The following is a 13,757-nucleotide window of genomic DNA, read 5'->3' as shown; positions in this document are numbered from 1 at the left end:
GTCATTCCTTACGAAAGATCAAGCCGGGCCGCTCATAACGGCCCGGCTTGCTCATGGTTAGTGATGGCTGTGGCTCTCCGGCTTAGGCTGAGGCCCGTGCGGATATTCCTTACTGTGGGAGTGGGTCGTCAGCTCCTGCTGCTGTCCGGCCTCATACCCGGCGCTGTAGAACACGCCGTGCAGTCCCCAATACCCGCTCACCAGCACCACGAGGGCGACGGCAAGTCCCGCAGGAACCGAAGCCAGGCTGCCAAAGCGCGGCAGTGTGTTCGGCACCTTTACGGCAACCGCCTTGGCCTCGCGGCACGGATCGGCGGCGACCAGGAAGAGCGCTGCCATGATCAGGGCATGGCCGACGAGGTCGATGCGGCCGAACGGATAGACGGCGGTGAAGAAGATCGCCAGCAGGGCCACGGCCGAAAGACGGCGCACCAGCGGGGTCCAGAGCAGGCCGAAGCCCATGGTGAACTCAGCGACACCAGCCATCGGGATGAACACGTCACGCGGCATGCCGAAGGTCAGGAACGGCTTCTCCTCCACGAGCGGATAGAACCAGTCCGGATAGGCGAACTTCTCGAGCGACGACCACATCAGCGCGATCGCGATGCCCCAGCGCAGAGCCAGGAACCGGCGGGCGCGCCACTTCTCGTCGTTCGAGGAGGCCATCACCAGATAGGCAGCAACAGCAACGCCGAGGGCCAGGTAGTCCAGCAGGTGGAACAGGTCGTATTCCCGCAACGCCACCACCCAGAGGGTGATGATGCCGGCAGCGGCAATCGGCATGGTCCGGCGCGAGAACACGCACATGGCGATCAGCAGCTGGGCCCAGGAGATCAGCTCGGAATCCGTCTTGAGATCCGGCGTGAGATAGATGCCCCCGACGGCGAAGATCGCCACGAAGAAGCCGCCGATGGAGACGCGCATGAAATCGTCCGCACGGCTCCAGAGCGGCGCGCTGACGCGGTCGAGACCCGCCTGAACGCCGCGGCCGACGAATGTGCGCTCGACCATGAGCGTAGCGAGGAAGAACGCCAGAACGAGGCCGATGCCGGTCCAGAACCATACATTGGTCAGAGTGGCGGAGATCGGCTGCGGGGCGGCATTGACGATATAGGGCGCAAACCACTTCACATGGGCTTCGGCCGGCAGCGCCCACAGGCCGGCGCCAAGGGCGGCAAGGCCCGCCGCTGCACGCTTGAACGACCCCGAATTCTTGACGTGCGGCTCGACCGGTGCGGAGCCGCTGGTTGCATGTACGCGAGACATGACATCCTCTTTGTTAGACTTATCTTTGCGATGGCCGAGGGTTTAAACCCATCGAACAGAGGACGATATTCCGACAATGCCCCTAAGGGCTTCCACGTAGTCTCCAGCGGCTTCGGCCTATCGACTCAGGTTGCAAGGGATCGATCCCGAACCTTGAGCGTTAGCCCTTGTCCTCTTCGATACCGGATCATGAAGCTTCACCACCGCCACGACTGGAATGTCTCCCCCTCCGAGGCCATCGCCCTGCAGCACGAGCTGCGCACGGAGGTGATCTCCGACCACCCCATCGACCTCGACAAGGTCAAGCTCGTGGCCGGCGTCGACGTCAGCGTGAAGAACGAGCAGTCGCAGGCCGCTATCGTGGTGGTGACTTATCCCGGCTTCCTGCCGGTCGAGACAGTGCTGGCGCAGCGGCCGACGCCCTTTCCCTATGTTCCCGGACTGCTCAGCTTTCGGGAAGGGCCGGTGCTCGAGGAGGCCTTCGAGAAACTGAAAACCGTAGCCGACGTGTTTCTCTTCGACGGCATGGGCATCGCGCACCCCCGCCGCATCGGCATCGCCAGCCATATGGGCCTGTGGCTGCAGCGCCCCACTGTCGGCTGCGGCAAGACGCTGCTCTGCGGACGCTACAAGGATCTCGGCGAAGAAAAGGGCTCCGCCGCGCCGCTCATCGACCGCAAGGAAACCATCGGGGTGGCGCTGCGCACCCGCACGGCCAAGAACCCGATGTTCATCTCCCCCGGCCACCTCGCGGATATCCCGTCAGCCGCTGAACTGGTCCTGCGCTGCTCCCCCAAGTACCGCCTGCCGGAGCCGATCCGCTTGGCGCACAACGCGGCGGGGGAGTTTACGCCCTGAGTGGGATTGCCGCAGAGCAATGGTTTACGAGGTCATTTCTGGCGTTCAGCAGGCTTTCCCGCTGCCCGAGACATGTAAACCTGCCCTTTCGTCAAGAGTCCTCCCTGTTCAGAGAGTTGTCCCTGCCAAGCCCCTCAGCGAAGGATGAAGGTAAGTAACACTTTTCGATGTGGGGCAATGATTATGGCGACTATTTACGGCTCTTCTGGTGCCGACGACCTGACGAACCAAGCAACGAATGAGGATGACACGATCTATGGGTACAATCCTAATGCATCGGAAATCGTCGGCACGCGGATCGCGTCGGGCCTGACTCAGCCACTCTTTGTCACCGGCGCCCCGGACAATTCAGGCCGCCTCTTCATCGTCGGCAAGCAAGGGACAGTTCAGATCGTCGGCGCGGACGGGTCGACTGCCCCAACGCCGTTTCTGGATGTAACGGATCAGGTCTCGACGGCTGGCGAGGTCGGCCTCCTCGGCTTCACGTTCCATCCGGATTTTGCCAACAACGGCAAAGTGTATGTGTTCCTGTCCCTCAAGGGAGAGAATAACAGCGACCCACGGCACAACGAGTCGCAGATCCGGGAATACACTGTCAATCCGAATTCGCCGGACGTACTCCCCAGCAACTACAAAGTCATTCTGGAGACAACGGAATATACTGAGGGCTCGGGCAATCATCGAGCCGGCTGGATCGGCTTCAGCCCGACAGACGGCTACCTGTATGTAGCGACCGGCGACGGCGATCAGAATTGGAATGCGCAAAATCCGACCAGCCACCTCGGCAAGATTCTTCGCCTTGACGTGGACAGTCTGGAGGATGCCTATCCGGGAGATCCCAAGAAGAACTTCGCCATCCCGGAGGGCAATCCGACCGTCTTCGACAACGCTCCCGACCTGGCGCAGCCGTCCGAGGTCTACGCCATTGGCTTCCGCAACCCGTGGCGCGCCAGCTTCGATAAGGACGGTCGGCTCTTTGTAGGCGATGTCGGCGCGGATACAGCGGAAGAGATTAATCTCGTGGTCCCTGGTGCGAACTATGGCTGGGGACGGCCCGAGAACGACGAAGATGAAGATCCAAGTAATGATGCGGACGACGGACCGACCCCTGAAACCAACGACGGCTATACCGACGGGATCCACTCCTATTTTCACGAGGATGGCATTGGTGCGTCGGTTACAGGCGGATACGTCTATGACGGCCCCATCGCCTCTTTGCGAGGCAAGTACATTTTTGGCGATTTCGGAAGCGCGCGGATCTGGACGCTCGAGGAAACTGCTTCCGGTTGGGTGAGAAATGATATCACCGCTACGATCGTTCCGAGCGCCGGTACGATCGAGAGGATTGCTTCCTTCGGCACCGACAGGAACGGCAACCTCTATGTTGTCGACATCAGTGGCGAGGTATTCCGCCTGGATGCAGGCGGGGGCGGATCCGACCTTGGCGACACCCTCGACGGTGCAGGCGGCAACGACACCATCTACGGCGGCGGTGGGGATGACACCATTTATGGCGGCGCCGACAGCGACCGGATCTATGGCGATGAGGGTAACGACACCATCTATGGCGGCAATGCTACAGGCACTGATGACAGCGCCGACACCCTTACCGGCGGGAATGGCGACGATACCTACTATGTCAGCAGCGGCGACACAGTGATTGAGCTTGCCAGCACAGTTCAAAGCAATGATGAGGTTCGCGCAATTGAGTCATTCACTCTGGGAGCTGGTCAAGCTGTAGAAGTTCTGCGGGCTTGGCCTGCTGACAGTGAGGTTGCTCTCGACCTGACAGGCAACGAGCTTGCCCAACGCCTGATCGGCAACGCAGGTGCGAATGTTCTGAACGGCGATGTCGGTCCGGATACGCTAATGGGCGGCGCAGGCAATGACACCTACGTTGCGGACGGCATGGACACGATTGTGGAGACGAATGACGATGGTTCAGATGCCGGCGGCATCGATACAGTCCGGACTGCATTGAACAACTATACTCTGGGCACGAACCTTGAGAACCTGACCCTGCTAGGAACCGCTGCCATTAACGGTTCGGGCAATAGTCTCGACAACATCATCACCGGCAATAGTGCCGCAAACTCCCTTTCCGGCGGCGATGGTGTCGACACGCTCATCGGCGGAGGCGGCAATGACACACTCAATGGCGGAAACAGATCCGACAGCCTGGAAGGCGGCGCGGGTGACGACACCTACCGTATCTACGGCGAAGAGACGATCGAAGAAGCAGCTGGCATGGGTATCGACACGGTCATCGTCGTCGGCGAGGCCAACTACACACTCGGTGCAGGCATCCATGTGGAGATCCTGAAGGCGAATCCTGACAGCTTTGGGGGCAATCTCACTGGCAATGAGTTGAACAACACTCTCTATGGCAACAAAGGCCGCAACAGCCTCGACGGCGGCGCCGGCGAAGACACTGTGGTGTTGAGCGGCAAGCGTGCCGATTATACCATCGAGCGTAACGGCGACGGCTCCTTCACACTGACCGATGCGCGGGAAGACGGCGACAGGGTCGATACGATCACTCAGGTTGAGATCTTCAAGTTCGCGGATATCACATCCACCGCGGGCGGATTACTGCTCACCGACTTCGGACTGACTGGTGATGTTGTGGAAGAGAACAGCCAAACCGGCTTCGAGTTCGGCGACTTCTCCATCAAGGGCGCTGTTGGCACTCTTCACTTCGAGCTTCTGAGCAATGCCGAAGGCCGTTTCGCCATCGATAACAAATCGGGCAAGATCAGCGTGGCGGATGGCGTGAGGCTCGATTACGAGCAGGCCAAAAGCCATCTGGTCGAGGTGCAGGTGACGGACGCCACCGGCGCGAGCATGAGGAAGACCTTCACGATCCAGGTCGGCAATAGTCTGAACGAGACCGCCACCGGCAGCGCTCTTGGCGATGTGCTGAAAGGCGGAGAGGGCCAGGACGCCTTCAAGGGTGCCGGCGGCAATGACCGCCTCTATGGAGATCTTGGCAACGATCGCCTGTATGGAGAGTCGGGCGATGACACGCTTGAAGGCTCATCCGGCGATGATCTGCTGGACGGAGGCCTGAACAACGACCGACTGATCGGCGGCCTCGGCAAGGACACGCTCACCGGCGGAAAGGGCCGGGATGTGTTCGTGTTCGACGACCGGGAGACGGGCTCGTCCAAGTCGAAGGCAGACTACATTACTGACTTCTCGGGTCGAGGTGGTGACAGGATTGATCTCAAGCTGATCGACGCCAACACCAAGAAGCGCGGTGACCAGAAGTTCTCGTTCATCGGCGATGACAAGAGCTTCAGCAAGGCGGGCGAGGTGCGCTTCGAGAAGACGAAGAGCACAACTTATGTCTATCTCAACACCGACAGCGACAAGACGGCGGAAGCCGTGATCAAGCTGAAGGGCTCGATCGAGCTCAGCAAGAGCTGGTTCGTTCTCTAACCCTCCAAGCGCGGACGAATGCTAAGGGACGGGCAATGCCCGTCCCTTTTTCGTTCCCTGACATGCAGGCGACAAACCTAGGTTGCGGCGCTGGGCCTCCCAACAGGGCGTTCATTGTGCTAGGGCAGGCCTTCGACAAGGGATTGCTCATGCGCACGTTCGAAGATCTGCCGGTCGGCTTCACCCAGACCCTCGGCCCTCTCCATGTGTCGAAGGACGACATCATCGCCTTCGCGCGGGAATACGATGCCCAGCCCTTCCATGTGGACGAGGTTGCGGCCAAGGACAGCTTCGTCGGGACCCTGATCGCCTCGGGCTGGCACACCTGCAGCCTCAACATGCGCCTCGTGGCCGACGGGCTGCTCCTGGACTCCTCCGCCATGGGGGCTCCGGGCATCGAGGAGGTGAAATGGGTGAGGCCCGTGAGACCCGGCGATACCCTGCGCTCGCGAGTGCAGGTTCTGGAGAGCCGGACCTCCAAGAGCCGGCCGACGCTCGGCCTTGTGAAGCTCCACTTCGACATGGCCAACCAAGCCGACGAGACTGTGCTGACCCAGACCAACTGGGTGATGTTCGCCACCCGCGACGCGGAGCCCTTCTCGGGAGAGGACCGTCAGGTTCTCAATGCCGTGGCGGATTCCCTGCCCGGCGACCATCCTCGGCGTGAGATCCCCCCGATCTCCTCCAATCCCTATTTCGAGGATCTCGTGATCGGCGAGACGGAGGAGCTGGGCTCCACCACCTTCACGCCCGACGAGATCGTCCGCTTCGCCAGGCAGTACGACCCGCAGCGCTTCCATGTGGATGCGGAAGCCGCCAAGGGGAGCCTGTTCGGGGCGCTTTGCGCCTCCGGCTGGCATACGGCAAGCGTGTGGATGAAGCACATGGTCGGTCACCGCGACCGGATCCGCGCCTATGCGCTTGCCCACGGCCAGCGCCCGGCCAGGCTCGGCCCCTCCCCGGGCTTCTCCAACCTGAAATGGCTGAAGCCCGTCTATGCAGGCGACACGATCACCTACCGCACCACCGTGACGGCCAAGCGCCCTTCCGCGTCCCGCCCGGAATGGGGGCTGGTGTTCCACCACAACACGGGGACGAACCAGAACGGCGAGGAGGTGTTTGCCTTCGACGGCATGGTGTTCTGGGAAAAGCGCGGCTGAGACGCCTGTGTCATTCCCGGCCGGAGCGCAGCGGAGGGGAAGGGAATCCATGGCGCTGAGCCTGATCGTGGATCCCCTTCCCTCGCTCCGCTCGCCGGGGATGACATCCTAAGCTCAATGGCCCTCGAAGCTCACGAGGCTGCGCACCTCGACGCCAAGCTCCTTCAGCTTCTGCGCGCCGCCGAGATCCGGCAGGTCGATGATGAAGCAGGCAGCCACGATATTGGCGCCCATCTGGCGCAGGAGCTTCGTGGCTGCGACCGCCGTGCCTCCGGTGGCGATGAGATCGTCCACGAGGATCACCCGCTCATCCTGGCCGATGGCATCCGTGTGGATCTCCATCTCGTCGACGCCGTATTCCAGCGAATAGGCGATGCGCACCGTCTCGTGCGGGAGCTTGCCCTTCTTGCGGATCGGCACGAAGCCGGACGAGAGCTGGTGCGCGATGGCTCCACCCAGGATGAAGCCCCGCGCCTCGATGCCCGCCACCTTGTCGACCCGCCCACCCGCGAAGGGATGGACGAGTTCATCCACGGAGCGACGGAAGGCCCGCGCATCGCCGAGCAGAGTCGTGATGTCGCGGAACACGATACCGGGCTTGGGATAATCCGGGATCGAGCGGATCGCGGCCTTCAGGTCGGTGAGGAGACGCTGGTCCATGGGTTCAAGCCTGCCTGAGTGTTTGACGACAATAAGTTCGTGATCACGCTTTTGAGGGGTTTAGCACCCGGCCGGCCACCGCATCCAACTTTTTCAGAAGCTCGGGATCGCGGGCGGAGGGCGCCGTCATGATGGCGCCGTCGAGCGCCCGGTCGGAGCCGGCGGGGCAAGGCTCGTGCTCGGCCGGGAAGTCGCGGGCGACACGGGCAACGAGGCGGGCGACCTTGGCGGCGTTCTGCTGTGCCACGGCCACCACGGAGGCCACGTCCACATGGTCGTGCTCCGGGTGCCAGCAATCGTAGTCGGTCACCATGGCGATGGTGGCATAGGTGATCTCGGCCTCGCGGGCGAGCTTGGCCTCGGGCATCGCCGTCATGCCGATCACGTCGTAGCCGAGTTCCTTGTAGGTGATCGACTCGGCATAGGTGGAGAATTGCGGCCCTTCGATGCACACGAGCGTACCGCCGACGGCAAACTGAATGTCCTCGACCTGAGCCGCATCGGCAATGCGCTGGCGCAGCAGAGGGCCGACCGGATGAGCCATGGGCACATGGGCCACGCAGCCCTGGCCGAAGAAGGAGGTCTCGCGCTTGTGGGTGCGGTCCACATACTGGTCTACCAGGACAAAGAACCCCGGATGATACTCGTTCCTGAACGAGCCGACGGCGGAAACGGAGATCAGATCGGTGACGCCGGCTCGCTTCATCACGTCGATGTTGGCCCGGTAGTTAATGTCGGAGGGCGACAGGCGGTGGCCGCGCCCATGGCGGGGCAGGAACGCAATCGTCGTCTCGCCGATGCGGCCGATGCGCAGCACGTCCGATGGTTCACCCCAGGGAGAGACGATGCGCTCGTCACGCATGTCCTCGATCCCCGGCAGGTCATAAACCCCCGAACCGCCGATGATGCCCAGAACCGCCTTTGCCATCTCGCCCTCGTCTGCCCAGCTGTTACGGGCCTGTCATAGCCGAGGATGAGCCGCGTCCCAAGCCTCACCCCCCCGTCAGCGGGATCGAAGCGATCTCATCCGTCGTGAGACAGGGGAACAGCGTCTCGCGAACGAGCCTGATCTGCCTCACAGGCGCCGTGATGGAGACGGGTAGGCTCTCGATCCGCCGGACAACTTCATCCGGGATGGAGGCTCCTGTCCGATAGCGCGCCAGAGTCGAGTGGATCAGATCGTAGATGATCGGCTTGTGACCGGGCGGCGGAGGAATATCACTGACGATTCTGCTCCGAATGGCATCGATCAGGCCCGTTTCCTCGGTTGCGGTCGCGATGATGGCCGTGTCGGTCACCTTGAGGCGGGAGAAGCGCAGTTCCAAAGTCGGCTGGTCGGCACAGAGATCCTCCACCAAGTTCTGGCTTTGTCGAGCGATGCCCTGCCAGTAGGCGTCCTTGTCGAAGGCACCCTTCACCGGAACCAGCGGATAGATGGTGACATGCAGCCCGTGCCGAGGGCCGATGTTCAATGGCTCCGGCCAGCGCTCGGCGATGCTTCGCTGCACCTCCGCGAAGGCTTCGCGGGCTTCAGGCTCAAGGCTCGGCTGAACGTGGTAGGCGAGGCAGGGCTTTCCCCAGATGTCGTCGGCAATCGTCTGCAGCATGGCAGCCGACATAGGGCTGCCGTCACACGCTGTCACCTGAAAAGAAAAAGGCCCCTTTCGGGGCCTCGTTCTCGATCCTTACGGATTGTGCGTCATCGGGGGTGTGGCGTGTCCTTCGACCTCGCCGCCCACCCGGGCCCAGATCTTCTTCTTGGTGAAGTAGAGCAGGCCTGCGAGCACGATCAGGAACAGGATGACCTGGAAGCCGAGACGCTTGCGGGCCTCAAGATGCGGTTCCGCCGTCCAGGTGAGGAAGGCCGTCACGTCGCGGGCATACTGGTCGACCGTTTCCGGCACTTGAGGCTGGCCCGCCTCGTTCTTCGGATACTCGACCTGACCGTCGCTGAGCGGCTTCGGCATCGCGATCACGTGGCCCGGATAAAACTCGTTGTAGTGACCACCCTCCGGCACTTTGAAGCCCTGCGGAGCCTCATGATAGCCGTTGAGGAGCGCTACGAGGTAATCCGCGCCGTTCTCGGAATACTGACGGAAGATGTCCGTGATCCACCAGGGGAAGCCGCGCTCATAGGTGCGGGCCTTGGCCATCAGGGACAGATCCGGCGGAGCCTTGCCGCCATTGGCCGCAGCCGCCGCGTTCTCGTTCGGGAACGGCGACGGGAAGCGGTCGGCCGCACGGCCGGCACGCTCGAACATGTCGCCCGCATCGTTCGGGCCGTCCTGGATCTTGTACTCGGCCGCCAGAGCGCGAACCTGGGCCTCGGAGAACTCCGGACCGCCGGGCTGCGCCAGATTGCGGAACGCGACATAGCTCAGGCCGTGGCAGGAGGCGCAGACCTCCCGGTAGACCTTGAAGCCGCGCTGGAGCTGGGCCCGGTCGAAGGTGCCGAACGGCCCCTGGAAGCTCCACTTGAGCTGGGGCGGGACCGGGGTCTCGCCGGCAGCGAAGGCCGGAGCGGAGAGGCCGAGAACGGCCGCAGCGATGAGAACAATACGCTTCATCATGATGTTTTCCTCAACGCTCCCGTTCAGCCCTTGGACTGCGGCTCGGCATTGGCACCTGCCGGCATGCCAGCCCCGCCCTTCTGCACACCCATGACGGATTCGAGGATCGAATTCGGCAGCGGCAGCGGACGCTCGACGAAGCCGAGCACCGGAAGGACGATCAGGAAGTGGGCGAAGTAGTAGACCGTGCAGATCTGGGACGCGATCACGTACCAGCCCTCGGCCGGACGGGAACCGAGCCAGCCGAGCACGAGGCAGACGCCCACGAAGACCCAGAAGAACTGCTTGTAGAGCGGGCGATAGGCCGTGGAACGCACCTTCGAGGTATCGAGCCAGGGCATGAACACCCAGATCACGATGGCCGCGCCCATGGCGATGACGCCGCCGAGCTTGTCGGGAATGGCGCGCAGGATCGCGTAGAACGGCAGGAAGTACCACTCAGGCACGATGTGGGACGGCGTCACGGCCGGGTTCGCCGGGATGTAGTTGTCCGCATGGCCGAGATAATTGGGCATGTAGAACACCCAATAGGCGAAGAAGATCAGGAACACGACGACGGCGAAGATGTCCTTGATCGTCGCATAGGGCGTGAACGGAACCGCGTCCTTGCCCGACTTGATCGGAATGCCGGTCGGGTTGTTCTGGCCCGGCACGTGCAGCGCCCAGATGTGCAGGGCGACGACGCCCGCGATCATGAAGGGCAGCAGGTAGTGCAGCGAGAAGAAGCGGTTGAGCGTCGGGTTGCCCACCGAATAGCCGCCCCAGAGGTAGCTCACGATGGTCTCGCCGACGAGCGGGATCGCCGAGAACAGGTTGGTGATCACGGTGGCGCCCCAGAAGCTCATCTGGCCCCAGGGAAGCACGTAGCCCATGAAGGCGGTGGCCATCATGAGGATAAAGATGATCACGCCGAGGATGTACAGAACCTCGCGGGGCGCCTTGTAGGAGCCGTAGTAGAAGTTCCGGAAAATGTGCAGATAGACGGCGATGAAGAACATCGACGCGCCGTTGGCGTGCAGGTAGCGGATCAGCCAGCCATAGTTCACGTCGCGCATGATGTGCTCGACGGACTGGAACGCCATACCGGCGTTCGGGGTGTAGTACATCGCCAGGAACACGCCGGTCACGATCTGCGCGACGAGCATGAAGGACAGGATGGCGCCGAAAGTCCAGAAATAGGTCAGGTTCCGCGGGACAGGGAACGCGACGAACGAGGAGTGGACGAGACCCGCGATCGGCAGGCGGCTCTCGAACCACCGACCGAAGGCGCTCTTGGGAACGTAAGTTGTGGGATGCTGGCTCATGTGTATCGCCTGATCGTCGCTTAGGTTACGCCGTGGCTTCTTGGCCGATGATGACCTTCGTGTCGGACGCGAAGGCATAGGGCGGGATCGGCAGATTGATGGGTGCCGGACCGCCGCGGACGCGGCCGGAGGTGTCGAACACCGACCCGTGGCAGGGGCAGAACCAGCCGTGATACTCGCCCTGCTGGCCGAGCGGCACGCAGCCCAGATGGGTGCAGTTGCCATAGACGACGAGCCACTGCGCCTTGCCTTCCTTCACGCGGGCGGCGTCCGCCTGCGGGTCGCGCAGGGAGGCGACGTTCACGTCCTCAGCCGCCTTGATCTCATCCGGCGTGCGGTGGCGGATGAAGATCAGCTTGCCGCGCCAGAACACCTTCACGATCTGGCCTTCGGCGATCGGAGCCAGGTCGACTTCGACGGGAGCGCCGGCAGCCACCGTCGCCGCGTCAGGCGCCAGGGACTGAACGAAAGGCCACACCAGGGTGGCTCCGCCGATCGCGGCGGCTGCGCCCGTGGCGATGTACAGAAAATCGCGCCGTGTCGGCTCAGCGACATGAGTGGTGGTCTCGGCCACTTGGCTCTCCAGCATTGGTCAAAAAACGAGAACCGCGCATCGGCAATGCCTTGGAAACCCAGGCATTCGGCTCACGCATTCCGATATGGAACACGACAATGCGCGCGCAATGCGACTGGGAGTCGCCGCGCGGTGGCTCTTTGGCACGGTCAAGCCCGCCTGTCCATAGCCGGATTGGAGTTGTTCCAGCCTGTGCCTCAAAATGCCGCCGACCCAAACCCCTTGAGACGCTCCCTTGGAGACGCTCCCTTGACGGCGGGGCGCGTTGCCCCGATGACGAAGCCATGCCCCGTCTTGCCATCTATCAGCCGGATATCCCGCAGAACACCGGCACCATGCTGCGCCTGGCGGCCTGTCTCGGTGTGCCGGTCGAGATCATCGAACCTGCGGCCTTCGACGTGTCCGACCGCAACCTGCGCCGCTCCGGCATGGACTACCTGCAGCACGTCACGATCACCCGTCACATTTCGTGGCGGGCCTTCGAGGCATGGCGGCAGGAGACCAGAGGGCGCCTCGTCCTCGCCACCACCAAGGGGGCGATCCCCTATGCCGATTTCACCTATCGGCCCGATGACATCGTCCTGGTGGGGCGGGAATCCGCCGGCGTGCCGGAGGAGGTTCATGCGGTGGCCGATGCCCGGATCCTCATCCCCATGCAGGCCGGCATGCGCTCCCTCAACGTGGCCGTGACCGCCGCCATGATCCTGGGCGAGTCCTTAAGGCAGACCCGTTCGTTTCCCGTTCCCGCCCCTTCCGAGATGTGAGGCAAGATCCGATGACCGACCAAGCCGCTGTGGCGCGCCTGCAGAATGAGGCCCCTGTCTGGTTCGCGCTGCTGCGCGACCGCATCCGCGCCGCCTTCGAGGCCCTGGAGGACGAGGTGACGGGCCCCCTCCCCTTGGAGGCTTCGGAGCCCGGTCGGTTCGTGCGCACCCCGTGGGAACGCAAGGATCACAGCGGAACGCCCGGTGGCGGCGGCGTGATGTCGATGATGAAGGGCCGCGTGTTCGAGAAGGTGGGCGTCCATGTTTCGACGGTCCATGGCGAGTTCGCGCCCGAGTTCCGCGGCCAGATCCCCGGCTCCGACCAGGACCCGCGCTTCTGGGCCGGCGGGATTTCCCTCATCGCCCATCCCTGGAACCCGAACGTGCCCACCGTCCACATGAACACCCGCTTCGTGGTCACCACGAAGCCCTGGTTCGGAGGCGGGGCGGATCTTACCCCAGTGCTCGAAAGGCGGCGCACGCAGGAGGATCCGGACACGGTGCTCTTCCACCAGGCCATGGAACAGGCCTGCAGCGCCCACGCGCCGGAAGGGTCCTACGGCAAGTACAAGACATGGTGCGACGAGTACTTCTTCCTCAAGCATCGCAACGAGCCGCGCGGCATCGGCGGCATCTTCTACGACTACCACTGGACCGGGAACCCGGACGAGGACTTCGCCTTCACCCGCAACGTGGGCGAGGCCTTCCTCAAGGTCTATCCCGAGATCGTCCGCCGCAATGCGTCCAAGCCCTGGACCGAGGAGGACCGGATCGAGCAGCAGGTGCGGCGCGGTCGCTATGTGGAGTTCAACCTGCTCTACGACCGGGGCACGATCTTCGGCCTGAAGACCGGCGGCAACATCGCGTCGATCCTCTCCTCCATGCCGCCGACTGTGCGCTGGCCTTAAACAGAGTTGGTCATCCCGGACGGCGTAGCCGATCCGGGATCGTGTGCCGGAGGTAGCGCCTGAAACTCAACGCTGTCATCCCCGCGCAGGCGGGGATCCATAACCGCTGACGTTTTAGAAGAGAGCGAGCAGCGTCGCGCTTCGTTCTGATTTGTCAGCGGTTATGGATCCCAGTCTCTGCTGCGCAGCCCCGGGATGACAGGGCTGGGCTGGTTTACGCGATCCCGGATCTGCGCTGCGCTTCGTCCGGGA

The 13,757-nt window shown here is 62.8% G+C and carries 12 protein-coding genes; 5 read left to right on the top strand and 7 right to left on the bottom strand.

Annotated features, from left to right (window positions below):
- Positions 1-57: 57 nt before the first annotated feature.
- Entirely contained in the window at positions 58-1,266 is a 1,209-nt protein-coding gene (locus JKL45_RS20595; protein WP_246498734.1) for a hypothetical protein, read from the bottom strand.
- A 189-nt stretch (positions 1,267-1,455) separates the two neighbouring features.
- Between JKL45_RS20595 and nfi the strand changes: the two genes are divergently transcribed.
- The 3 genes from nfi to JKL45_RS20580 all read left to right on the top strand — a co-directional run bounded on the left by nfi (position 1,456) and on the right by JKL45_RS20580 (position 6,725).
- The gene (gene nfi, locus JKL45_RS20590; protein WP_201863455.1) at positions 1,456-2,124 is read left to right on the top strand and encodes a deoxyribonuclease V; all 669 of its coding nucleotides are present in this window, start codon (positions 1,456-1,458) and stop codon (positions 2,122-2,124) included.
- Positions 2,125-2,307: 183 nt separating this feature from the next.
- Positions 2,308-5,565 carry a PQQ-dependent sugar dehydrogenase gene (locus JKL45_RS20585; protein ID WP_201863454.1) on the top strand — a complete coding sequence of 1,086 codons (3,258 nt, stop codon included), beginning with the start codon at positions 2,308-2,310 and terminating at the stop codon, positions 5,563-5,565.
- Positions 5,566-5,714: 149 nt separating this feature from the next.
- A complete protein-coding gene (locus tag JKL45_RS20580; RefSeq protein WP_201863453.1) occupies positions 5,715-6,725 on the top strand; it encodes a MaoC family dehydratase in 1,011 nt (336 codons plus the stop codon).
- A gap of 114 nt (positions 6,726-6,839) precedes the next feature.
- On the opposite strand, the gene JKL45_RS20575 is transcribed toward JKL45_RS20580, so the two are convergent.
- From JKL45_RS20575 to petA, 6 genes are all read right to left on the bottom strand, one after another.
- Positions 6,840-7,385, bottom strand: a complete 546-nt coding sequence (locus JKL45_RS20575; protein WP_201863452.1) for an adenine phosphoribosyltransferase — start codon at positions 7,383-7,385, stop codon at positions 6,840-6,842.
- A 43-nt stretch (positions 7,386-7,428) separates the two neighbouring features.
- Positions 7,429-8,313, bottom strand: a complete 885-nt coding sequence (locus JKL45_RS20570) for an S-methyl-5'-thioadenosine phosphorylase (RefSeq protein WP_201863451.1) — start codon at positions 8,311-8,313, stop codon at positions 7,429-7,431.
- Between the two features lie 64 nt (positions 8,314-8,377).
- Positions 8,378-8,992 (bottom strand): hypothetical protein, encoded by a 615-nt coding sequence (locus JKL45_RS20565; RefSeq protein ID WP_201863450.1) that lies wholly within the window; start codon positions 8,990-8,992, stop codon positions 8,378-8,380.
- Positions 8,993-9,070: 78 nt separating this feature from the next.
- Positions 9,071-9,955 carry a cytochrome c1 gene (locus tag JKL45_RS20560; protein ID WP_201863449.1) on the bottom strand — a complete coding sequence of 295 codons (885 nt, stop codon included), beginning with the start codon at positions 9,953-9,955 and terminating at the stop codon, positions 9,071-9,073.
- Positions 9,956-9,978: 23 nt separating this feature from the next.
- Positions 9,979-11,259, bottom strand: a complete 1,281-nt coding sequence (locus tag JKL45_RS20555) for a cytochrome b (protein WP_201863448.1) — start codon at positions 11,257-11,259, stop codon at positions 9,979-9,981.
- Between the two features lie 25 nt (positions 11,260-11,284).
- Positions 11,285-11,848 (bottom strand): ubiquinol-cytochrome c reductase iron-sulfur subunit, encoded by a 564-nt coding sequence (petA, locus tag JKL45_RS20550; RefSeq protein ID WP_201863447.1) that lies wholly within the window; start codon positions 11,846-11,848, stop codon positions 11,285-11,287.
- Between the two features lie 269 nt (positions 11,849-12,117).
- Between petA and JKL45_RS20545 the strand changes: the two genes are divergently transcribed.
- Together JKL45_RS20545 and hemF are read left to right on the top strand one after the other, a co-directional pair.
- Positions 12,118-12,597 carry a tRNA (cytidine(34)-2'-O)-methyltransferase gene (locus tag JKL45_RS20545; protein ID WP_201863446.1) on the top strand — a complete coding sequence of 160 codons (480 nt, stop codon included), beginning with the start codon at positions 12,118-12,120 and terminating at the stop codon, positions 12,595-12,597.
- 11 nt (positions 12,598-12,608) lie between these two features.
- Complete coding sequence (hemF, locus tag JKL45_RS20540) at positions 12,609-13,505, top strand: oxygen-dependent coproporphyrinogen oxidase (RefSeq protein WP_201863445.1); 897 nt, start codon at positions 12,609-12,611, stop codon at positions 13,503-13,505.
- Positions 13,506-13,757: the final 252 nt, after the last annotated feature.

This window comes from Microvirga soli (genome assembly GCF_016734765.1).
GTDB lineage: Bacteria > Pseudomonadota > Alphaproteobacteria > Rhizobiales > Beijerinckiaceae > Microvirga > Microvirga soli.
Note: the sequence above shows the minus strand (reverse complement) of the source record. Positions and strands in the feature narration are given on the sequence as shown.